This is a genomic window from Streptomyces sp. R41, assembly GCF_041053055.1.
Lineage (GTDB): Bacteria > Actinomycetota > Actinomycetes > Streptomycetales > Streptomycetaceae > Streptomyces.
Genome location: NZ_CP163443.1, coordinates 887,299 through 907,007, shown reverse-complemented (window position 1 = coordinate 907,007; position 19,709 = coordinate 887,299). Strand labels below are relative to the sequence as shown.

Here is a 19,709-nt window from a genome sequence, read left to right as displayed (position 1 = left end):
GGCCGTGAAGTGGAATCTGCGCTGGGTGGCGGCGAAGCGGGACATCTGGCGCAGATGCGTCCCACGCTACTGGAAGCCCTGTGCCGGGCCGGCCTGCTCGCGCGGCGGCGGCCGCGGCTCGTACCGTCCTGGACGTCGCGGGGGCACGGCAGTTGCCGGGAGTGCCTGGCCTGGACGAACGACCGGGACCAACGCTGCGCCCCCTGTCTCAGCTGGGGTATGGACCGCGCAGCCGGTGCGTGCCATCGCTGCGGGCGCGTTGTGCCGCTGCGCGACGACCACTGCCGCCGGTGCGTCCTCTTCCTCGCCGAGACCCACTACGACCTTGACGGCGTCGCTCTCAACGGCGGCGACCAGCTCTGGTTCGGCGGGCCGTTCGCACCCCACCTCAGGGTCGCCCCCAACCGATCCGGCGAGCAGGACGGCCTCTACGGCCGGCGCCGTCTGCAGGCCAAACGCCGCACCGCCGTCCAGACCTCGCGTGCCGCCCGCCCCGTCTCCCCGCATCTCGCGCTGCCCGGGCAGCTGGAGCTGTTCCCTCTCGCGCGCGACTGGTCGCGGGTCGACGAACGGCGGCTTCCGGCGCTGACTCCCTCGGCGAAGGAGGTCCTGGACGGCTTCGTCGCCCACATCCGCGAGCGCGGCTGGAAGCGGCGGGCCCTCAGTACGAGCATCCGCACCCTGCGGGTCCTGGTCGCCCAACTGGGCGCCGAAACACCCCTGCGGGAAGAGGACGTCCGGCTGCTTTCGCGCCGCCAGGACTTCAACGGCGCCCGGGTCGTCAACTACCTGCGGGTGACGGGCCGGCTCGTCCCCGACCGCCGCTCCGATGCCGCCTCGGCCCGCGCCCGCCGCCTCGCCGACATGGCCCCGCAGCCGTTCTGTGCCGCAGTGCACCGGTGGATCGATGTCCTCTACGGCCAGGCGGCCCGGCCCAGCGTGCCGCTGGCCCCGACGACGGTCTGCGCCTACGCACGCCGCGTCTCGCCGTGTCTTCGAGCCTGGTGCGAGGCCGGGATCGGCGATCTGCGCGCCGTAACGGGTGAGCACGTCCAGCAGACACTGAAGGCGTTGAAGGGCGAGGAGGCCAAGAGCCTTGCTACGCCGCTGCGTTCGCTCTTCCGCGCGCTCAAACGCGAGAAGCTGATCTTCCGGGATCCCACCCGTTCCATCGTGCTGTCCGGCAGTCGGCGGCTGCCCGTCCCGCTGCCCGACAACCACCTCCATGGCGTCCTCGACCAGCTTCCCGAGGCACGCAACCAGCTCAGTTTCGTGCTGGCCGCCGTTCACGCCCTGAGCGGTCACGACCAGCGCGGGCTGCTGCTCGATGATGTAGACCGCAGCCGTGGGCGCCTCACCGTCCGCCGCCCCGGACGACTCCACCACACCGTCTACCTGGACGAAGTCACTTTCCGCCTCCTCACCCGGTGGCTGACCGAACGTCACCGGAGATGGCCGACCACCACCAACCCCCACCTGCTGGTCACCGCGCGGACCGCCACGGACGACTCCCACCCCCAGGTCAACCCGCAGGCCATCACCAAGGCCCTGCACCGTCTCGGCCTGCAGATCACTAGCCTGCGCGTGGACCGCATCCTCGAGGAAGCGAAACACACCCGGGATCCAGTGCATCTCATCCGGCTCTTCGGGCTGTCCCCGGTCACGGCCATGAAATACCTTCGCGCGGCCCACCCCGCGGGCACACGCCCTGATCCCCTTTCGGGATGACCACCCGCCCGCGCCAACAGTGCTTCGATCGGGACGGGCGAGTCCTCTCCTCAAGTGATCACGCCGAGCCTGCACCTGGCACCCGCGGCGGCTGCGGGGCGGGAGCCGGGGCTGAAACTGCTGAAACTGGTGAGCTCGCCAATTCCCTGAAAGCCATGTCGAGTGCTTTATGGTGCGCAGGGTGCCACCTCTCCCCGGCCACGACGCCAACGCCGTCACCCGGCCGACGGAGGGCTGCCACGTCGGTCGGTTACGAGGCGGTCTTTGTCCCGATGCCATGGGCGAGGAGGCTTTCGGCGGTGTCCTCGATGGTGTCCTCGATGGGGCGCGCTCGCCATCCGAGGAGTTTCTCCGCCTTGGTGCTTGTGGCGTCGAGATCCCGGCCGAGCTGGTGCTTGAGCAGTCGCAGTTCCGGGTTCACGAGGCCCAGTGTGCGGGCGGCCCAGACGGGCAGTTCACGGGTGGGGGCCTTCGCGGCGCGTTCACCGAGGCGGTCGTGCAGGATGCGTGCGACGTCGATGACGCGCAGGCTGTGTCCGGCGATGGCAAGGAAGCGTTCGCCGGCGGCTGCCGGATCGGTCATCGCGCGCAGGTGCAGATCCGCGATGTCGCGTACGTCGACGAAGCCCATCCCGAAGGGAGGGCACGCGGGAACCTGTCCTTCGAGCATTCTGCGGACCAGACGCAGGGATGGCGGGTCGTCCAGGCCGAGCAGGGGTCCAAGGACTCCCACGGGGTGGACCGCTGCCAGTTCCAGGCCACCGCCTTCGTCCTCGATGAACTGCCAGGCGGCGCGTTCGGCAAGCGTCTTGGACCGTTGGTAGGGCGGGATGTCGCTGTCGACGTTGGTCCAGTCCTCCTCGGCGAACGGGGTCGAGCGCGGGGGGTGTCCGATCCCGATGGCGCCGAAGGCGCTGGTCAGGACGACCCGGCGCACACCGGCGTCGCGGGCGGCGCGCAGCACCCGCAGGACGCCCTCGCGTGCCGGGACCATCAGGTCGTCGTCGTTCGCCGGCGTATGGCGCAGAGTCGGCGAGGCGACGTGCAGGACGAACTCGCAGCCGGCGACGGCAGCATCCCACCCCTCAGGCTGTTCGAGGTCGGCGCGTACGACCGTGAGACGGTCGTCATCGAACGGTGTGGCCGCGTGCAGCCAGGACCGCAGTGCCGGCTCGCGTTGCAGGTCGCGGACCGTGGTACGGACGGTGTGCCCGGCATCCAGCAGGGCCTGGATGCACCAGCTCCCGATGAAGCCGGTTCCTCCGGTGACCAGTACCTGTGTCATCTGTCTCTCCTTCAGCTCTCGGCTCGTGCAGGAAGGGGTGCTAGCGGGTGTGTCGCACGGTGGCGCTGGGTGGCGGCCACGCTGCTTCCGAGGAGGGCGTGGCCGATCATGATCGGGTAGATGACGGCGCGTTCGAACATGCCGATGTTCCACCTCCAGCCGGTGAACACGTCGGTCATGAAGAGGGGGAACGCGATCAGTCCGGCGGTGCCGAGCGCGGTGCTCGCGATCGAGCGGCCCCTGGTGAGGCCGATGGGGATTCCCCCGGTTCCGACGGCGATCGCCATGATGTTGCCGGCGAGCATGACGCCCTGCGCGCCGACGGTGTGGAAGGCGATCAGGCCGTTGTCGACGTTGTTGTTGGAGCCCTGGAAGATGCCGACGAGTGAGACTCCGGCGCCGGCGAGGACGGCGAGGATCATGATGATGATCGGGCGGGCGCCCTTGCGCGGGTCGAACACGAGGAACGCGCCGACGATCAGGAGGGTGCCGTAGATCACCCAGCCGGTGTCCATGACGGCACCGAGGGGGGAGTTGGCGACCTGTCCGAACGCGGTCTGCGGCGGGCCGGTCAGGCCGAGGTGGCTGACCCAGTTGTACAGGGGCGAGTATGGCGGGTCCTGCCATGCGGCGGCGGTGATGAACTCGGCGCCCCAGGACACGAGCGGCCCGACAAGGATGAGGAGGGCTCCGGCGCGGGCAGCCGCGCCGGAGCGGACGATGGGGTTCATGCGAGAGCCATGCCGGGCACGCGCTGGCGGATGGCCTCCATCTCGGCTTCGTCCGAGACGCCCTGCCAGTCGTAGCGGGGCGTGTACGGGGCTTCCAGGGCGCGCACTTCGTCGTCGGTGAGCTCGACATTGAGGGAGGCCACGGCCTCGTCGATCTGCCGGACCGAGCCGGCGCCGACCAGCGGCGCGGTGACGACCGGCTGGCGTCGCAGCCAGGCGAGCGCGACCTGTGCGCGGCTGACGCCGTGGGCGGCGGCGACCTTCCCGACGGCGTCGATGATCGCGTGGTTGGATGCCTCCTCGGCCGGCGAGTAGAGCAGGTCCGCGTAGGCGCCGTCCGTCTCGGAGCGCACCGTCGAGCGGGCGTCGTCCCACGCGCGGGTGAGGCGGCCGCGGGCCAGCGGCGACCAGATGATCGTGCCCACGCCCTCGTCCAGGCACAGCGGGATCATCTCGCGCTCCTCCTCGCGGGCGAGGAGGTTGTAGTGGTCCTGCATCGACACGAACCGCGCCCAGCCGTTCTCCTTCTGCAGGCGCAGCGCCTTCGCGAACTCCCATGCGTGCATGGACGAGGCGCCCAGGTAGCGGACCTTGCCGGCCTTCACCAGGTCGCTGAGCGCTTCGAGGGTCTCCTCCCAGGGGGTGGAGTGGTCGTTGCGGTGGATCTGGTAGAGGTCGATGTAGTCGGTGCCCAGGCGGCGCAGCGAATGGTCGACCTCAGTCATGATCGCCTTACGTGACAGTCCCCGTCCGTTGGGTCCCAGCCGCATCGGGTGGCGCAGCTTGGTCGCGATCACCACTTCGTCGCGGTCGGCGAAGTCCTTCAGGGCGCGGCCCAGGATCTCCTCACTGGAACCGTTGGAGTACATGTTCGCGGTGTCGAAGAGGTTGATCCCCGCCTCCAGCGCGTGCTTGATGAGCGGTCGCGCGTCCTGTTCGCCCTTCGACCAGACGGGGTGCCCGCGGTCGGGCTCGCCGTAGGTCATCGCGCCGATCGCGATCGGGGATACGTCGAGGCCGGTCATGCCGAGCTTGATGTAATGCATGACGCTCCTTAGAGTAGGTGGAGAGCTCTCCACATAACGTAGTGGAGAACTCTCCACTTATCAAGGTGAGGTCCCGTGGTCCGCTCGGACGCCCGTGAGAACAGGGCGCGCATCCTCGCCGCCGCACGCGAAGCGCTCGCGGCGGACGGCAGCACGTCGATGAACCAGATCTCCCAGCGCGCGGGAGTCGGCGCGGGCACCCTGTACCGCAACTTCCCCACCCGCGAGTCGCTGGTCCTGGCCGTCTACCAGGACGAAGTGGCACGCATCACCGGCACCGTGCCCGACCTGCTTGCCCAGATGCCGCCACTGGAAGCGCTCCGCCACTGGACGACCGACCTCGTCGAGGCCATGCGCAGAAAGCACGGCCTCGGCGACGCCCTCGGCCCGGGCGCGCACCAGGCGATCAGCGAGCAGAGCTACGGACCGGTCATCGCCGCGATCACCCAGCTCCTCGACGCCGGCAAGAAGGACGAGAGCATCCGCCCAGACGCCGACCCGGGCGACTTCCTCCAACTCACCGGCGCCTTGTGGCGCGCCGCGTCCAGCCCCGAGGACCGGGCACCCCACATGCTCGCGCTCATCCTCGACGGACTCAGCACCAACCGGTAAACGACGCGCACCCGGCAAGGCCCCTCAAGCGAACGATTTACAGCCCCGTTCGCGCTGGTGACCGGCGCACCATTCGGCCAGGAGAACGGTGGCGTCGATGTCAAGCCGACCGTGGGGCTAACCGTCGAAGTAGTTACTGACTTTTGCGGCGTGATGTCGTTGAGGGATGACGATGTGTGATCGTCGCGGTATGCCGGTTGTGTGAGATATCCGCAGGGTGGTGGGCTGACGCCTGAACGGCAGGCGTTTCGCGAGCGGATCCGGCTGGAGGCCGCGGAGCGCTTCGCAGTCGGTGCCTCCACCGCCGAGGTCGCCAAGGAATTACGGGTGAGTGTGCGCTCGGTGCAGCGCTGGCGCCGGGCCTGGCACGACGCCGGCGCGGAGGGGCTGCGGTCTGCCGGACCGGTATCGCTGCCCAAGCTGAGCGAGAAGCTGTTCGCCGTGCTCGAGCAGGAGCTGGCCAAAGGGCCGGTCGCCCATGGCTGGCCGGACCAGACGTGGACGCTGGCGCGGATCAAGACGCTGATCGGGCGCCGGTTCCACAAAAGCATGACGCTGTCGGCGATCGCGCGGATGCTGCACCGGCACGGCTTCAGTCACCAGGTCCCAGCCCGCCGAGCCATCGAGCGCGACGAGGAGGCCGTGGCGGGCTGGGTGAAGGAGACCTGGCCGCAGGTGGAAGGGCCGTGGCGGCGCTCGACGCCTGGCTGTGCTTCGAAGACGAAGCCGGGTTCTCGATGACGCCGCCCACCGCACGGACCTGGGCCCGACGCGGCCACACACCCGTCATCCGGGTCCGGGGACGCTCCCAGCGCCGCTTCTCCGTTGCCGCGCTCGCCTGCTACAAGCAGGGCGAACACTCACGGCTGATCTACCGGCCCAAACGGCATCTCGATCACAAACGCGGTGGCAGACGCAGTTTCACCTGGACCGACTATCGCGACCTGCTCATCGCCGCCCACCGGCAACTCGGCGCACCGATCGTGCTGGTGTGGGACAACCTCAACGTCCACAAAGACCGCCGATTACGGGAGTTCATCGACACCCACGACTGGATCACCTGCTACTTTCTGCCGGCCTACGCACCCGACCTCAACCCCGTCGAGGGCATCTGGTCCCTGCTGCGGCGCAGCAGCCAGACCAACACCGCCTTCACCGACCCCGACCACCTCATCAGCACGCTTCGGCACGGTCTCCGCCAGATTCAGTACCGCAGCAAGCGCATCGACGGATGCCTCGCCGAAACCGGCCTCACCTTGACGACATCACAGCGACAACGTCAGTAGCGGATGATGCAACCGACACCCCTCGTCACAGCCCCTCCCACCTGCTCTTAGAGGTCCTACTGGCCTTTCCGTTGAGTTGTCGTATTGAGCGAGAGACCGGTTTCGGCGAGGCAACCCTCGATGAGGTCGGTGCGTTGTTGGATGCGGCGCAGGCCGCTGCGGACGGCTTGAACAAGGTGGTCGCGGTCGCGGAAGACGACGTTGGCGGTAGTGCTGCGCCGGAGCAACGACCAGATGCCTTCGACCGGATTGAGATCGGGCGCATAGCTGGGCAACTGGACGATGGTGAGCCAGTCATGCGCCGCCGCGTACTCACGTAATCGACTGCAGCGATGCACATTCAGGTTGTCCCAGATCACCACGACGGGACCGCCGAGCTGAAGGTGAGCCCGCACGAGAAGATCACGGTAGTCCTGCCAAGTGAAGCCACGGTGGGCACCTCGGTGATGGCCCTGGATGCGAGGACGGTAGATCAGACGGCTGCGTTCGCCGGCCTTGAAGCACACCAGCGCGGCCATCGAGATGCGGCCGCGGGAAGCGCCGTTGAACCGAACCACAGGCGTGCTCCCTCTGGGCGCCCAGGTGCGTGCCCGGTGCGACGTCATCGAGACAGCGGCTTCGTCCTCGAAGACCAGCCATGCCCCGAGCGCCGCCGCGATGGCTTTGCCCGCGGCCACGTCTCCTTCACCCATCCGGACACCGCCGCATCGTCCCGCTCGACCGCCCGCCGGGCAGGCTGCTGGCACGACCAGCCGTGCCGCCGCAACAGCTCCCACACTCCGCGGATCGACAACGACACTCCCAACTGGTCTGCAATCAGCAGCCGCACCCGCGAGAGCGTCCACCGCTCATCCGCCCAGCCCTGAGCCATCGCGCCTTCCAGCAACAGTGGCTCGAGCACGGCGACGTCACTGTCGCCGACCTTCGGCCGTTTGGCCGGCCCCGAAGGGCGCAGGGCCTGCCGCCCTCCCTCACGCCATGACCGGCGCCACCGCTCCACCGACCGGACACTGACCCGCAGTTCTCTCGCGATCACCGTGTTCTTCTCACCCCGCGCAAAGCCATCGACGGCCAGCATGCGCACCCCCTCCCGCACGGCCTGACCCTGCGGAGTGAGACCACCGCCCTGCGCATATCTCATGGCCACGGCGTACCGCAGGGATCTAGCAATGTCAGCCCCGACAACTGAACGGAAAGGTCAGTAGTTGTTCTCTGCCAACCCCGCCCTTCTCTCACTTAGACCTTATTCGAATATGTGTGCGAGTCTCTCGGGTTTTGTCAGCTGCCCTCCGGTCGTTCTCCTTCGGGTGATGTTGAGAGCCGAGACTCGCCGCTGCCGTGCTGGTCAGGCAGGGTAACTGACTGGTTTCTCGATCCCGTGAGGTCGTCGTCCCTGGGGGCTTGGTGCGGTTTTCTTCACGGACCGCCGGAAGGAGTGGGACAACCGCGTCGGCCGTAACCCCGCCAGCCGACGCGTTCAACATCAGCAGAAGGAGATCACCCGCCTCCACCGACAACTGAGGGGCAACCGGCAAGAGCGCCAACGACTTCAGCAGCAGGTCGACGCCGCAGCGACGGTCATCGCCACGCTCCCCGCCGAGAACGCCGCCCTCCGCGAGCAACTCGCCAAGCGCTCTGGCGTCGTCGTTCTACTGCCTCTCGCCCGTCGAGAGTGAGCCGACTTGAGGGACGGGACAGGCGGGCGTCAACATGATCGGGGGCTTGGACCCACACGGTGTACCAGGCCCGTTCTATGCGGCTTGCACCCGCGGCGGCAATCAGGTTCAACACAAGCGGCGGCGACAGCGTCAAGGCAGCCAAGCGGTGGCTGTGCAGACCGGCCGCGGGCATCGAGGGCCCATCGTGTTGGAGGGTGGTCTCCTGAACGGCCCGGCCCGTACCGCTGGATAGGGTCGGGGCGTGGACCGCAGCAGCAGACAACTGGACGACCTGTTCGCCGGGGCAGCACGGGGCGAGTTGCCGCCCCGCATGGCCCGGGCGCTGTGGTGGGGGTCGGCCGGTCTGGTGCTCGTCGTCCTGGGCACCTCGGTGCTCGTCGCCGGCGCGGAGCACGGCCGACGACTGCTCGTGGCGGTGGCCCTGGTCCTCGCGCAGGCTTGCGCCCTGAGGTGGCTGGCGCGCGCCCCGGTCGCCGTACTGGCTGCGAACGCGGCGGCGGGGCTCGCGGTGTGGGCGCTGCTGCCCGCGGTGACCTTGACGGGGGCACTGCTCGCGGCGCAGGTCGCGTTGTGCGTGCTGTCGGCCGTGAGGCCGCGGCGGGTGTCGGTGTGGGCGCTCGCGGCGATGTGCCTGCCGGCACCGCTGGCGTTCGCGGCGGGCGGCGGCGCGGGTGGGGCGGTCTATCTGCTGGCGGTGGTCCTGTCGTGGACGGCTGGGCAGTGGCGCAGGGCGCAGGAGGCACGGACGAGGGCGGAGATGCGCCGGGCTGTGGTGGAGGAGCGTGCGCGGATCGCGCGCGAGGTCCACGATGTCGTGGCGCACACCCTGTCGGTGATGGTCATTCAGGCGGGCGCCGCCGACGACGTGTTCACCCAGCGGCCCGAACAGGCCCGTCAGGCGCTGCGGGCCATCGAGACGGGCGCCCGCTCGGCGCTCGGCGAACTGCGCCTGCTGCTGCGTGCGTTCCGGCCCGATGCGGGGGAGGACGGGGCCGGGGAGCATCGGGAGCCGGCGCCTTCGCTCGCGCGCCTGGACGAGCTGGCCGACACCGTGCGCGCGACCGGGATGACCGTGCACGTACACCGCGAGGGCACCACCGACGGACTGCCGGCCACGGTGGACCTGGCGGCGTACCGGATCGTCCAGGAGGCCCTCACCAACACACTGCGCCACGCGGCCGGCGCCGACGAGGTGAGCGTGCGCGTGACGGCCGAAGGGGAGTGCGTGAAGGTCAAGGTGGTCGACAACGGGCGTACGCCGCAGGAAGGTTCGGCCGCGGCGGGAGCGGGACGCGGCCTGGTGGGGATGAAGGAGCGCGCACGGATCGTGGGCGGCAGCCTGCACGCCGGTCCGCTGCCCCAAGGCGGCTTCGAGGTGGCGGCGCAGCTGCCGGTGGAGGGCGCGTCATGACGCTGCGCGTGGTGGTGGCCGATGACCAGGCCCTGGTCCGTACCGGATTCCGCATGATCATCGACGCCCGGGACGACCTCCAGGTGGTGGGTGAAGCGTCCGACGGCCAGGAGGCGGTGCGGCTGACGCAGGAACGGGCGCCCGACGTGGTGCTGATGGACGTACGCATGCCCGTCGTGGACGGCATCGAGGCGACTCGGCAGATCGTGGAGTGCGGCAGTCGGGCCCGGGTGCTCGTGCTGACCACCTGGGACGTGGACGCGCACGTGGTCGCCGCTCTGCGGGCCGGGGCGAGCGGCTTCCTGCTGAAGGACATGCGCCCGGCCGAACTCGTCGACGCGATCCGCCTCACCGCGCGCGGCGACGCGCTGCTGGCGCCGGCCGTGCTCAGCCGCGTCCTCGACCGGTTCCTGCGCACCACGCCCGACCCGGCGCCGGCGCCCTCCCTGCAGGCCCTCTCCGGCCGCGAGCGGGAGGTGCTCACCCTGATCGGGCAGGCACTGTCGAACGCGGAGATCGCCGAGCGGCTACGTCTGTCGGAGGCCACCGTCAAGAACCATGTCACCGCGGTGCTGCGCAAACTGGGCCTGCGCGACCGCGTCCAGGCCGTCGTGGCCGCCTACGACCACGGCCTCGTGCAGCCGCGCCACCCCTGACAACGCTGCCTCCTCCTCAAGGAGGAGACCGGGCCGCGCTCCTCCCGTGTTCCCACTGTCAGTCCGTTCCCGTGGCCGATCCGTGGCCGGGGCGCGCGGCCCTAGCGTCGAGGTGTGATCGACGACCTGGCCTGCCTCATGTATCTGCTCGCCCACGACGACGCGGCCGACGGCCCGTACGACCGTTCCCGGACCCAGCTGCTGGTCCGCGCCGCCGCCCTGATCGACCTCGCGCTGCGCGGCCGCCTCGGGGAGGCGGGCGGCACGGTCACCGTGTCCGGCAAGCAACCGACCGGCGACCTGGTCCTGGACGGCGTGCTGCGCGACGCCGCAGGCGGGCACGGCTGGAAGCACCTCGTGCGCCGCCACCGCAAGCGGACCCTGACGGAGGTGGAGGACCGGCTCGCCGCGGCGGGACTCCTCACCGTGAAGGCGCCCCGCACCCGCCTCGGCACACGGCGGCTGACCGTGACGGACCGCGCCGTGCCCGCCGTACTCCGCGCCCGCGTGTCCACGGCGCTGCACGGGGACGACCCCGTGACCGAGATCCCCGCCGCCGACGCCGCGCTGCTGGCGCTGGCCGCGGCAGGCGGCATCCACTCGGTCGTGTCACGCCAGGACCACAAGACCTTCCGGGCCCGTATCGACGCCTGCACGGGGCAACTCGGCGCCCTCGCACCCGGCCTGGAGAAAGCCGTACGCGCGCTGCCGACCACCATGATCGCCGCACAGGGCGGCATGGGCGGCAGCTGACCGAACGGGGAGACGATGACCATGCACCGCACCCTGACCACCCTGGGCTGCGCCATCACCGCCGTACTCGCGACGGCCTGGTCCGCAGCACCACCGACGCAGCCCGCCTCGCCCGCCACCGCCACGACGGTACGCACCCACGACGGCCCGGTGCGGGGCGCCGCCCACGACGGCTACCGCACCTTCGACGGCATCCCCTACGCGGCGCCCCCACTCGGCAGACTGCGCTGGGCCCCGCCCCGCCGCGCGGCCCCCTGGTCCGGGGTACGGGATGCGACCGGGCCCGCGAGCGCCTGCCCGCAGCCGACCGGCGAGGTGCCCGGCGGCAGCACCGACGAGGACTGTCTTTACCTGAACGTCACGACGCCCGACGGCGCGGGACCGGCAGCCCCCCGGCCGGTGATCGTGTGGCTGCACGGCGGCGGCTTCACCACCGGAGCGGGCAGCTCGTACGACGCCCACCGCATGGCCACCCGCGGCGACGTCGTGGTCGTCACCGTCAACTACCGCCTCGGGGCCCTCGGTTTCCTCGCGCACAGCGGCCTGCCCGGCTCAGGCACCTTCGGCCTGGCCGACCAGCAGGCGGCGCTGCGCTGGGTCCGCGCCGAGATCGGCGCCTTCGGCGGCGACGCGCGCAACGTGACGCTGGCCGGCGAGTCGGCGGGCGGCTACAGCGTCTGCGCCCAGCTCGCCTCACCCGCCGCCGCGGGGCTCTTCGACCAGGCGATCATCGAGAGCGGCCCGTGCACCGGCCGCCCCGACCGGCCTTTCGCCCCGTCCTCCGTCCCCCTGAACGCGGCGCGCGCCTCGGGCGCGGACTTCGCGGCGAAGGTCGGCTGCGGCTCTACCCGGGACGTTCTGGCCTGCCTGCGGCGCGTGGGCGTCTCCCGTCTGCTCGCGGCCCAGGACACCGATCAACAGCCCGCCTACGCCACCCCGTTGCTGCCCAGCGACCCCGCAGCGGCGATCGCCGCCGGCCGCTTCCACCGCGTCCCCGTGCTCCTCGGCAACAACCACGACGAGGGCAATGGCTGGGCCGCCGGGATCGTCCAGGCCGGCCATCCCGTCACCCCCGGCACCTGGCCCGACGTCGTGGCCTCCTTCTTCCCCTCCCCAGGGCAGGCGAAGGCGATCGTCCGCGAGTACCCGGTGCACCGCACCGACGGGGGCCCGGTGTTCGGCGCGGTCATCGGCGACGCGGACTTCGCCTGCCCGACGGCGCGCACCGACGCCCTGCTCGCCGCCCAAGTGCCCGTGTGGCGCTACGAGTTCGCCGACGAGCACGCCCCGCCGCTCACCTCGGGCACGCCGCCGTTCCCGCTCGGCGCACCGCACGCAAGCGAACTGCCCTACCTGTTCGACCTGGGCGGCCGCGCCCGCGACCTGACCGCGGCACAGCACCAGTTGGCCGACACCATGATCGACTACTGGACCCGCTTCGCCCGCACCGCCGACCCCAACGGTCCGTCATCGCCGCACTGGCCCCGGAAAACGGTGCTGTCCCTGGCGCCGGACCACATCGTCCCCACCCGCACGGCGCAGTCCCGCCACCACTGCGCGTTCTGGAACGCCCTCGGGTGACCACGCAGACGACCACCGTGAGGGTCCCCCGGTTCGACCGACGGACCCTCACGGCACGGACCAACGAGGTCAGCCCAACTGGGCGACTGACCACAACTTCGTACACATCCATACCTTCTCGTCCTCTCACTCAACGACAACCACTTCTCCAGCGTCTTCGGCACGCGCAAGAGGCGGCAGCAGGGTGATCGCGATCGCACTTCGACATGGGGCACGCGGCAGCGCTGTTCCTCGGCCTAGCTTGCTCCCGGACGAGAAGTCGTTTCCCTACAGCAAGGCATCGTCGCTCGGTTCAACGATGGCGCCACATCTGTTCTGCCGGATATCGTCAACGACACCGGCGCTGAGCTGCACTGAGTCGTCGAACTCCGCCTCGTGCCACACGTCTTGTCCCAGAGAATCCCTGGCGGTCGGGGAGGATCACCGTGATGAGCGGCGGCTCCGGCGGTGTATCCGCCACGGCTACTCCTCCTGCTCCCCGCTGTCCGTGGCCGCCTCGATGGGGTGCTCGGGATGGCTCCGGGCGGTCGGGGCCGGTAATCCCGTTCCTCGGCCCGTTTACGGCGTGTAGTGCGCTGGTGGCACCCGGCGCAGGATCAGCGCGCCGCCGGCCTGCGGGTGGGTGCGGGCGTGGTTGAGCGCGGCGGCGAGGTCGGAGGCCGCGATGATCGGGAAGACGCCGAGTTCTCCTCGTTCCCAGCAGACCTATGTCACATGCTTCAGGTCGTGGCCATCTCGTACTGCGGGCGACCGGTGGTGAGGTAGGTCTGGATCGTTAGCCCCTTCGGGGTGAATAACCGAGGCCAGTGCCAACCGCGCTTGCCGCTGATGCAAACGCAACGCGCGACAAGCCATGAGCCTGAACAGAGCAACCTGACAGGGAAGACCACCGCGTGCCGGGTGGTACCCGCCACCACCTTCATCACGACGTCGCCCCCGGCGGGCGTGTAGGCCTCACCAACCTTCGCGGACGCGCGCCCGGACTGGGGGCCTGATCGCGGACACCATGATTCATGACAAGCTGTGCTTCCCACTGCCCGAAACCCGGAGGTCACCATGACTGCAGAGCCCTCACCGCAAGAAGGTTCGGAGCCGGCCGACATCGAGGAGCCCGCGCCAGCGCCCGACGACGACGGGCAGGATGACTTGAAACGCAAGTTCCGGGACGCCCTGGCACGCAAGCGGGGCATGCAGGCGGACGCGGCCGCCCTCGCTGCGAACACCGACGCGTCGAAGATCCGCGGGGCGCACGGCCCGGCTGCGAGTCAGCGGTCGTTTCGGCGCAAGAGCGGCGGCTGAGTCCAAACGGCCGCCGGAGGGGACTCGCAGGGCACGGTCCGGCCGTCGTACCGGCCCGCCAAGCTCCACCCTGGGTCGCCCGCTCACGACCCATTCGGTGAGGCATTGCCGCGTGGAAAGTGGGTGGGCGGGACAGGTCCCGGCGGCGGGCGAGGGGATCGGGCGCCGCCGGTGCTCCTCGCGCGTCGGCGGGGGAGAGGGCGGGGCGGGCGCGGCGCCAGCGTGCTCCTGCCGGCCGACCATCCTGAGGTGGCCGAGCGGCGGGCGGGCCGAGAGTTCAGCGAGCTGATGGAGTGGCTGCAGGGGAACCCGCTCGCCCTGCGGCTGGTGCTGCCGGGACTCGCCCGGGACGAGCTCGCGGAGCTTACTCGGATAGGGCCGCTCCGAACGAGCGCAGCCGTCGCCGACCCTCCCCGGCCAACTGCTCGACGCGGTAGCCAAGCCGTCGCGCTGGGGGCCCGGGCGTACGGGATCCTCCACCACCCAGGCGCCGAGTCCGGGTTCTCAGCTCGCGCGTGACCGGTGTCACTTACCGTCCCCATGGGTGAACCGGCGGCGGAAGGCCGGACGGCGTGTGCCGCTCCCCGACTACGAAGATCACGAACTGTCTGTGATCTTCGAAGGGGCCCGGCGGTGGCATCAGTAACGATCATGGTGCGTTCGGTGAAATGTGCAGGTTGGCGAAGCCGCACCTTGAGTCAAGAAACTGCCGTACGAGGGCCGCGCAGGTTTCCTCAAGGTTCGTCAAATCTTGGCAATGCGGCGTCGGTCGAGCGCGGCCGTTGTCGTCCCGCAGCACGCTTTGGCTGTGGGCTCATGTCCGTATATGCGATGGGGGTGAATCTGTTACAGACGCCATGTATTCGCTTCTGATCGGTCATGTGATGGTGCGGCTGAAGAGGGTCGATTGGGAGTGCTCGACGGCTGTTACCTGCAGGTCTCTCTCTTGACGCGCGCAAGTAAGGCGCAATTAAAGTCCCAATACTTTGAGGATCTTGTGACTCCAGGGTGGGGACTCTGTGAGAGGGGAGGGCGGGGGACATGAGTGCGTCCTGGAGACGGCGTGGCGTAGGTAGAGCATTGGTTGCTCTGACCGCGTCGGCGGGCGGATCGACGTGCGACGCCCCGGGATGCCTTCGGCCAACTGTTGGCCTTAACGAACTGCCGTTCGCTGTGCGGTTCTCGATGGTGCTCATGGCCGGGGCAAACCCCACCTGACTCCTGGCCCACGCGGGCGATCAGGCTGCTTCTCTCACCGGCGAGGAAATGACCATCGACGGCGGGCACGCGGCGCAGGCGGGGCCACGGCGTCTTCCGGCGCAGGGTTCAGGAGGGCCTGGAGTCGCTGCTGTTCGGTGTCGTCCGCGCGCGTCGCGCTCCGGTGCGCCCGGGCGAAGCGCTCGACGACATCAAGCAGTTCGTCGCGCGCGGCCAGGCCTTCGGCCCCGGGAAGGGAGAGGGCGTCGCGCAGGGCGTCCCGCAGGGGCTGGCGTACGGACTGCCAGCGGCCGGAGGTGAATTGGCCCTGTTCGATGAGTTCGGCGAGACGGTTCAGTTCGGGGCTGACCTCCTCGTCCGGTTCACCGTACCGGTTGCCTCTCAGCTCACTCGGCAGATGGGTCGCCTGCAGGACAGGGAGGAGTACGCGCACTCCGTCCGCCGCGTCGATGGCGGCTGCCAGATCCGCCAGTTCTTCGGTACGGAAGGGGTCGCCCAACCTGCCCATGGTGTCTAGGAGCGCTTGGCGCAGCTGCCCGGCCTCGGCCACGGGTAGCGTCACGGACAGGGCCTCGACACCACGCGAAAGGGCCAGCTCGACGGCCGCCCGCCTGGCCGCCAAGTCCTCGTCCCGCACGTAATACCACCGGAACAGCTCCAGCATCTTGCCCACCTCGAGGTCGCCGGATCGCTCGGGCCCCCCTCTCACCAGACCCAGGAATCCGAGGGTGTGGTCCAGATCGGCGTACGTCGGTGTGAACGGACCGGTATCGGCGCGGCGAAAGCCGCGGGGCTTCGGATCACCCGCCCGCACCAGTGCCGTGCGGTAGGGCTCCCGCGCCTCCCCGGGCTCGGTGATTTCGATCTCCCAGGGTTCTCCGTCGATCAGCCGGACCCCGCCGCTCTGCCGGTGCCGCTCCGTCACCGCGGTCAACTCCCCTCTTCAGGCCAGGCCGTTCTGGACCCGGTGCAGATAGCTGAAGTCGTGCCCTTGCTTCGCCTTCGTCAGCGGACGGATCTCACGGGTGGCGACATTCAGGGTGTAGCCACCGACGGTGCCCAGCAACCAGCCGATATCGGGCTGCAGCAGGGAACCGCCCGCCGCGGCGGCGAGCGCGACGGCCACCATCACCGACCGGTGGACCCACGCCAGCCGGCTGCTGCGCGCCGCCGACCGGTAGTCCTCGACCGACTGCGCCAGCTCCGCCCGCAGCTGGGCGAAGACCTCTGCCGGATGCTCGTAGTCGCGGCGCAGATCGCCAAGCAGCCGGTGCACGGCCCGCATCAGGCGCAGCCGCTCGTCGGCGTACCGCTCGCGGAAGAGGAGGACTTGCGCGGTGGGTGTATTGGGAGCGGGTACGGGCAGCAGCCGGCCGAGCTCCATCTCCCATGCCAGGGATCCGCCGCTGAAGGGCGACTGCAGGGACCACCGGTATGCGTCCGCGCTGTCCGTGTACGGCACGAAGGCCGCGTCCTCCTGCAGACCGGCATCGCCGGCGAGCTCCCGGGCGAGCACACCGACGATCAGCGTCTGGACCTCCTTCGGCACCGCTACCGCCCGGAACTCCCGGTGGTCGGGGACGGCGAGGCGGAGGCTCACCAGCTCCTCCAGCAGCCAGTTGCTGACCTTTGAGAGGTAGAGAAAGCTGTCGGGCGGTTCGGGAAGGCACGGAGGTTGCGGGCGCGCGGCCATCCGCCGAAGTTCCTCACGCAGCACCGATGACGCCGAACTCGCGCGGACGAAGACCGGGTTGTGCCGGGGCTCCGCGAGCGGGTCGAGTGAATCGTCCCAGAGCGCGACCGGTGTATACAGCTGCCGGTCCCGGAGCGCGGCCAACTCCGGCGCCAGGACGGCCTCGTAGACCTCGGGTGCGCGGGGCACGACGGATGCGATCCCGTCCCAGTACAGAAGGGCCTGGTGCAGGATCTCCTTGGGCGGGTTGACCATCGGGTAGTAGAGAAGGACCGCCATCGCACCCCCTGAGTCCGCGCCGACGGCCACGCCACCAGTCAGAGGACAACGGTAGCGGCGCGGGGCGTGACCGGGACAGGAGTTGTCCGGTTACGCCCCGGGCCGTGGTGCTGCGGTCAGCGGTGCCGCCTCAGCCGCCGAGCTCCTGGTGGCGGGCCGTCAGGGCAGCGGTGCCCTGCTCCATCAGCGAGCCGAAGGACGCCTTCCATCCATTCGAGGCCGCGTCGGACACCCCCGCCGCAGACCCGATTCGCTCTTCGCCGACCGCGGCTACGACCACGATGCCTACCGCAACCAGGTTCGGGCCCGAGGCATCGTTCCGGCCATCGCTGGCCGGAACACCCGGCACGGCACCGGACTTGGCGTCTACGGGTGGGTGGTAGAGCGGAGCTTCGCCCGGCTGCACGGCTTCCGGCGACTCCGTCGAGGTATGGGCCGCCGGTTCAAAACTGCCCAAGTACCTGCTCCAGTCCGCCGAGCGGCTGGAGCACCGAAGATGCATGAACAGTCGAACGCCGCGCTCGCCGGCGACCGCGGCGCAATTTGGTGAGCAGTGAAGGGAGAGAGCCGGAGGCGGCCGAGGTGCCGCCTTGACCACCAGGCAGTTGCGGTAGGGACGCCGACTCAGCCCGGATGCGCCAGGGTGTGCTTGGCCAGTGCCTCTGACAGGGCTCCGGGGCATCTGTCATGAGGTCCCGGGGCCGGCTGTTGGAGTTCGCGACGTTCAAGGACGCCGCGACCACGATGCTGCTCAGTGTGAGTTCTCAGTTTCCGCCCGGGTGCTGAGGGCTCGTGATGTGGAGTCCTGGGTCACGCCGCCGTCCTCCCTCGGAGACGGGAGGCGTCGGCCGGCTGCAAGTCTGCGGGCCAGGGCATGGACAGAAGTCGGTGGGCGGTCTCCGTCCGCACTGGTGCATCCTGCCGTTGCTGCGGCGAGAGCGAGCAGGGCCGCGCATTCGGCTCGACGGGCGTACATGGTCCCCCAGGGTCAATTTGATCAGCCCAGGGCCCCCTGCATGCTGATGGCCGAACGGGTGCGTCATGTGGTCGTGTTGTGATCTGAGTGTTCTGGGCGACGACGCACAAGAAGCCGCAGGCCGATCTTCTGGAGTGTCACGCTGCATCGTTCCAGGGCTTGTTCGCGGCCCAGTGCCGGACCCAGCCGGCGAAGCCGGGTTCAGCGGTGGTGAATCCGAACTGGGCTCCGAAAGGGGAGGCACCGACGTCACCGATCTGCCAGATGTGTCCTCGGTGGGGGCCTGTGACGATGAGGTGCCAGTTCAATGCGCATCCGTCAGTGCCGAGGACGATCGAGCCATGGTTGTAGACCTGCTCCAGGAGCTCGTCCTCATCCTCGGGCGGGTCCGCGTCGTCCTCCCAGATCCAAGTTTCCGTCAACGGGAACGGCTTGCTCAGGTCGCGTTCCTGCTCGTCGTCACCCCAGTCGGCCGGCAGCTCCGCGACCGGCAGCAGTCCGTACTCCGGTGGCCCGGACGACGAACCGTCCGTTATCTCGGCGACGAACGTCCGGTACGGCTCGGGCAGCACGATCCCGTGGGCTGCTTCGAAGGCACGGACTGCCTCCCAGCCAAGAGCCGACTCACCACCGTCATCGATGCCGAACGCTCCCCGCAGTGCCGCCAGCTCAGCAGGGCCAGCCTGATCACAATTCATGCGGCATACATAGCACCCCGTTCTGACAACGCTCGCGTGCCGGCTCGCTGCCGCCTGCCCGAGCAGGCCTCGTATCCCGTCAGTCGGTCGCGCCGTTGTCCAGGTGCTCAATGGCTTGCGCGTACGCTGCGCAGGCTGACCAGTCCTCGTCACCCGCGGGCGTTCATGGCGACATGGCGTGCGGTACGTCGGCGGGCTGCAGTCGGTACGGGCGCGGTGCCATCGCACGGGGTGGCGCCACCGGCCGGCGGCGTCGCGGGCGACGTCGACGCCAATCTCCCCCACCTGTTCCGGCTGCCCGCCGACACCCGGCCGCTGCCGTCGCTGGCCGCCTACGACGCGCTGCCGCGACACCACCGGCACTCCACCGCGGGCAGCGGCGGGCGTCGTTCCCGCCCTGGTGATCCCGCTGCCGGGGATCGGGGCGTGCTCGCGGTGTTGGGTGTCGGTGCCGTCGCCGCGCCTCGCCGCTGGCAATCGGCAGGCGGTGTCAGTGGCCGCCGGTAGCCTGCGTCGGATGATGGTGGGCACCGAAGACACGAGGCTGGTCGTCCTGCGCGGCAACAGCGCCTCGGGTAAGTCATCCGTCGCGGCCGGCATCCGTGACCGCTTCGGCCGTGGCCTGGCCCTCGTCGGCCAGGACAACTTCCGCCGGATTATGCTGCGCGAGCGGGACCGGCCCGGCGCGGCGTTCCCTGTCAAGTTCTTATCTCCACCTCAGCGAGCCGTCTCCTCACCCGAGACGGCCGTGGGACTGGTGGGCTCGCATGTTGATGTG

Annotated in this window: 18 protein-coding genes and 2 pseudogenes; 12 read left to right on the top strand and 8 right to left on the bottom strand. The window is 69.7% G+C overall.

Annotation, left to right across the window (positions count from 1 at the left end):
* Nucleotides 1–9: 9 nt before the first annotated feature.
* Nucleotides 10–1,728 carry a hypothetical protein gene (locus AB5J53_RS04410; RefSeq protein WP_369244332.1) on the top strand — a complete coding sequence of 573 codons (1,719 nt, stop codon included), beginning with the start codon at nt 10–12 and terminating at the stop codon, nt 1,726–1,728.
* A gap of 250 nt (nt 1,729–1,978) precedes the next feature.
* Here AB5J53_RS04410 and AB5J53_RS04405 read toward each other — a convergent pair whose 3' ends face one another.
* The 3 genes from AB5J53_RS04405 to AB5J53_RS04395 are packed head-to-tail and all read right to left on the bottom strand — an operon-like array spanning nt 1,979 to nt 4,790.
* The gene (locus AB5J53_RS04405) at nt 1,979–3,013 is read right to left on the bottom strand and encodes an SDR family oxidoreductase (RefSeq protein WP_369244331.1); all 1,035 of its coding nucleotides are present in this window, start codon (nt 3,011–3,013) and stop codon (nt 1,979–1,981) included.
* 11 nt (nt 3,014–3,024) lie between these two features.
* The gene (locus AB5J53_RS04400; RefSeq protein ID WP_369244330.1) at nt 3,025–3,744 is read right to left on the bottom strand and encodes a DUF998 domain-containing protein; all 720 of its coding nucleotides are present in this window, start codon (nt 3,742–3,744) and stop codon (nt 3,025–3,027) included.
* Nucleotides 3,741–4,790 carry an aldo/keto reductase gene (locus AB5J53_RS04395; protein WP_369244329.1) on the bottom strand — a complete coding sequence of 350 codons (1,050 nt, stop codon included), beginning with the start codon at nt 4,788–4,790 and terminating at the stop codon, nt 3,741–3,743. The genes AB5J53_RS04400 and AB5J53_RS04395 overlap by 4 nt, the downstream gene beginning before the upstream one ends.
* A 75-nt stretch (nt 4,791–4,865) precedes the next feature.
* Here AB5J53_RS04395 and AB5J53_RS04390 point away from each other — a divergent pair, with 75 nt between their 5' ends.
* The 3 genes from AB5J53_RS04390 (at nt 4,866) to AB5J53_RS04380 (ending at nt 6,688) form a co-directional block, all read left to right on the top strand.
* Complete coding sequence (locus AB5J53_RS04390) at nt 4,866–5,402, top strand: TetR/AcrR family transcriptional regulator (RefSeq protein ID WP_369244328.1); 537 nt, start codon at nt 4,866–4,868, stop codon at nt 5,400–5,402.
* Between the two features lie 201 nt (nt 5,403–5,603).
* A complete protein-coding gene (locus AB5J53_RS04385; protein ID WP_369243776.1) occupies nt 5,604–6,143 on the top strand; it encodes a transposase in 540 nt (179 codons plus the stop codon).
* Nucleotides 6,140–6,688: a transposase gene (locus AB5J53_RS04380; protein ID WP_369251986.1), complete on the top strand. Its 549-nt coding sequence runs from the start codon at nt 6,140–6,142 to the stop codon at nt 6,686–6,688. The genes AB5J53_RS04385 and AB5J53_RS04380 overlap by 4 nt, the downstream gene beginning before the upstream one ends.
* Before the next feature lie 56 nt (nt 6,689–6,744).
* On the opposite strand, the gene AB5J53_RS04375 is transcribed toward AB5J53_RS04380, so the two are convergent.
* Both AB5J53_RS04375 and AB5J53_RS04370 read right to left on the bottom strand, forming a co-directional pair.
* A complete protein-coding gene (locus tag AB5J53_RS04375) occupies nt 6,745–7,293 on the bottom strand; it encodes a transposase (RefSeq protein WP_369252046.1) in 549 nt (182 codons plus the stop codon).
* Entirely contained in the window at nt 7,290–7,829 is a 540-nt protein-coding gene (locus tag AB5J53_RS04370) for a winged helix-turn-helix domain-containing protein (protein WP_369244327.1), read from the bottom strand. The genes AB5J53_RS04375 and AB5J53_RS04370 overlap by 4 nt, the downstream gene beginning before the upstream one ends.
* A gap of 779 nt (nt 7,830–8,608) precedes the next feature.
* Here AB5J53_RS04370 and AB5J53_RS04365 point away from each other — a divergent pair.
* From AB5J53_RS04365 to AB5J53_RS04345, 5 genes are all read left to right on the top strand, one after another.
* Nucleotides 8,609–9,778, top strand: a complete 1,170-nt coding sequence (locus AB5J53_RS04365) for a sensor histidine kinase (protein ID WP_369244326.1) — start codon at nt 8,609–8,611, stop codon at nt 9,776–9,778.
* Complete coding sequence (locus AB5J53_RS04360; protein ID WP_369244325.1) at nt 9,775–10,434, top strand: response regulator; 660 nt, start codon at nt 9,775–9,777, stop codon at nt 10,432–10,434. Before AB5J53_RS04365 ends, AB5J53_RS04360 begins: the two co-directional genes overlap by 4 nt.
* A gap of 114 nt (nt 10,435–10,548) precedes the next feature.
* Nucleotides 10,549–11,187, top strand: a complete 639-nt coding sequence (locus AB5J53_RS04355; RefSeq protein ID WP_369244324.1) for a GPP34 family phosphoprotein — start codon at nt 10,549–10,551, stop codon at nt 11,185–11,187.
* Nucleotides 11,188–11,202: 15 nt separating this feature from the next.
* Entirely contained in the window at nt 11,203–12,768 is a 1,566-nt protein-coding gene (locus AB5J53_RS04350) for a carboxylesterase/lipase family protein (RefSeq protein ID WP_369244323.1), read from the top strand.
* A 1,056-nt stretch (nt 12,769–13,824) separates the two neighbouring features.
* Nucleotides 13,825–14,067, top strand: coding sequence for a DUF5302 domain-containing protein (locus AB5J53_RS04345; RefSeq protein ID WP_099924393.1), 243 nt, complete (start codon nt 13,825–13,827; stop codon nt 14,065–14,067).
* Between the two features lie 1,252 nt (nt 14,068–15,319).
* Here AB5J53_RS04345 and AB5J53_RS04340 read toward each other — a convergent pair.
* Nucleotides 15,320–16,219 (bottom strand): hypothetical protein, encoded by a 900-nt coding sequence (locus AB5J53_RS04340; protein ID WP_369244322.1) that lies wholly within the window; start codon nt 16,217–16,219, stop codon nt 15,320–15,322.
* Between the two features lie 9 nt (nt 16,220–16,228).
* Nucleotides 16,229–17,257 (bottom strand): hypothetical protein, encoded by a 1,029-nt coding sequence (locus tag AB5J53_RS04335; RefSeq protein ID WP_369244321.1) that lies wholly within the window; start codon nt 17,255–17,257, stop codon nt 16,229–16,231.
* 202 nt (nt 17,258–17,459) lie between these two features.
* Between AB5J53_RS04335 and AB5J53_RS04330 the strand changes: the two are divergent.
* Nucleotides 17,460–17,681, top strand: a pseudogene (locus AB5J53_RS04330) (IS5/IS1182 family transposase); the annotation flags it as partial.
* A 689-nt stretch (nt 17,682–18,370) separates the two neighbouring features.
* On the opposite strand, the gene AB5J53_RS04325 reads toward AB5J53_RS04330, so the two are convergent.
* On the bottom strand, nt 18,371–18,931 hold the full coding sequence (locus AB5J53_RS04325; RefSeq protein WP_369244320.1) for an SMI1/KNR4 family protein: 561 nt from the start codon (nt 18,929–18,931) through the stop codon (nt 18,371–18,373).
* A 231-nt stretch (nt 18,932–19,162) separates the two neighbouring features.
* On the opposite strand from AB5J53_RS04325, the gene AB5J53_RS04320 reads away from it, so the two are divergent.
* Nucleotides 19,163–19,438 (top strand): hypothetical protein, encoded by a 276-nt coding sequence (locus AB5J53_RS04320; RefSeq protein WP_369244319.1) that lies wholly within the window; start codon nt 19,163–19,165, stop codon nt 19,436–19,438.
* A 13-nt stretch (nt 19,439–19,451) separates the two neighbouring features.
* Nucleotides 19,452–19,622 (top strand): annotated as a pseudogene (locus AB5J53_RS04315) (kinase); the annotation flags it as partial.
* Nucleotides 19,623–19,709: the final 87 nt, after the last annotated feature.

What these genes read in the sequence shown, in the direction of transcription:
- AB5J53_RS04335 (WP_369244321.1), bottom strand. Translation starts at nt 17,257, where the DNA reads ATGGCGGTCCTTCTCTACTACCCGATGGTCAACCCGCCCAAGGAGATC.
- AB5J53_RS04345 (WP_099924393.1), top strand. Translation starts at nt 13,825, where the DNA reads ATGACTGCAGAGCCCTCACCGCAAGAAGGTTCGGAGCCGGCCGACATC.
- AB5J53_RS04395 (WP_369244329.1), bottom strand. Translation starts at nt 4,790, where the DNA reads ATGCATTACATCAAGCTCGGCATGACCGGCCTCGACGTATCCCCGATC.
- AB5J53_RS04370 (WP_369244327.1), bottom strand. Translation starts at nt 7,829, where the DNA reads ATGAGATATGCGCAGGGCGGTGGTCTCACTCCGCAGGGTCAGGCCGTG.
- AB5J53_RS04325 (WP_369244320.1), bottom strand. Translation starts at nt 18,931, where the DNA reads ATGAATTGTGATCAGGCTGGCCCTGCTGAGCTGGCGGCACTGCGGGGA.
- AB5J53_RS04405 (WP_369244331.1), bottom strand. Translation starts at nt 3,013, where the DNA reads ATGACACAGGTACTGGTCACCGGAGGAACCGGCTTCATCGGGAGCTGG.
- AB5J53_RS04380 (WP_369251986.1), top strand. Translation starts at nt 6,140, where the DNA reads ATGACGCCGCCCACCGCACGGACCTGGGCCCGACGCGGCCACACACCC.
- AB5J53_RS04350 (WP_369244323.1), top strand. Translation starts at nt 11,203, where the DNA reads ATGACCATGCACCGCACCCTGACCACCCTGGGCTGCGCCATCACCGCC.
- AB5J53_RS04375 (WP_369252046.1), bottom strand. Translation starts at nt 7,293, where the DNA reads ATGACGTCGCACCGGGCACGCACCTGGGCGCCCAGAGGGAGCACGCCT.
- AB5J53_RS04360 (WP_369244325.1), top strand. Translation starts at nt 9,775, where the DNA reads ATGACGCTGCGCGTGGTGGTGGCCGATGACCAGGCCCTGGTCCGTACC.
- AB5J53_RS04400 (WP_369244330.1), bottom strand. Translation starts at nt 3,744, where the DNA reads ATGAACCCCATCGTCCGCTCCGGCGCGGCTGCCCGCGCCGGAGCCCTC.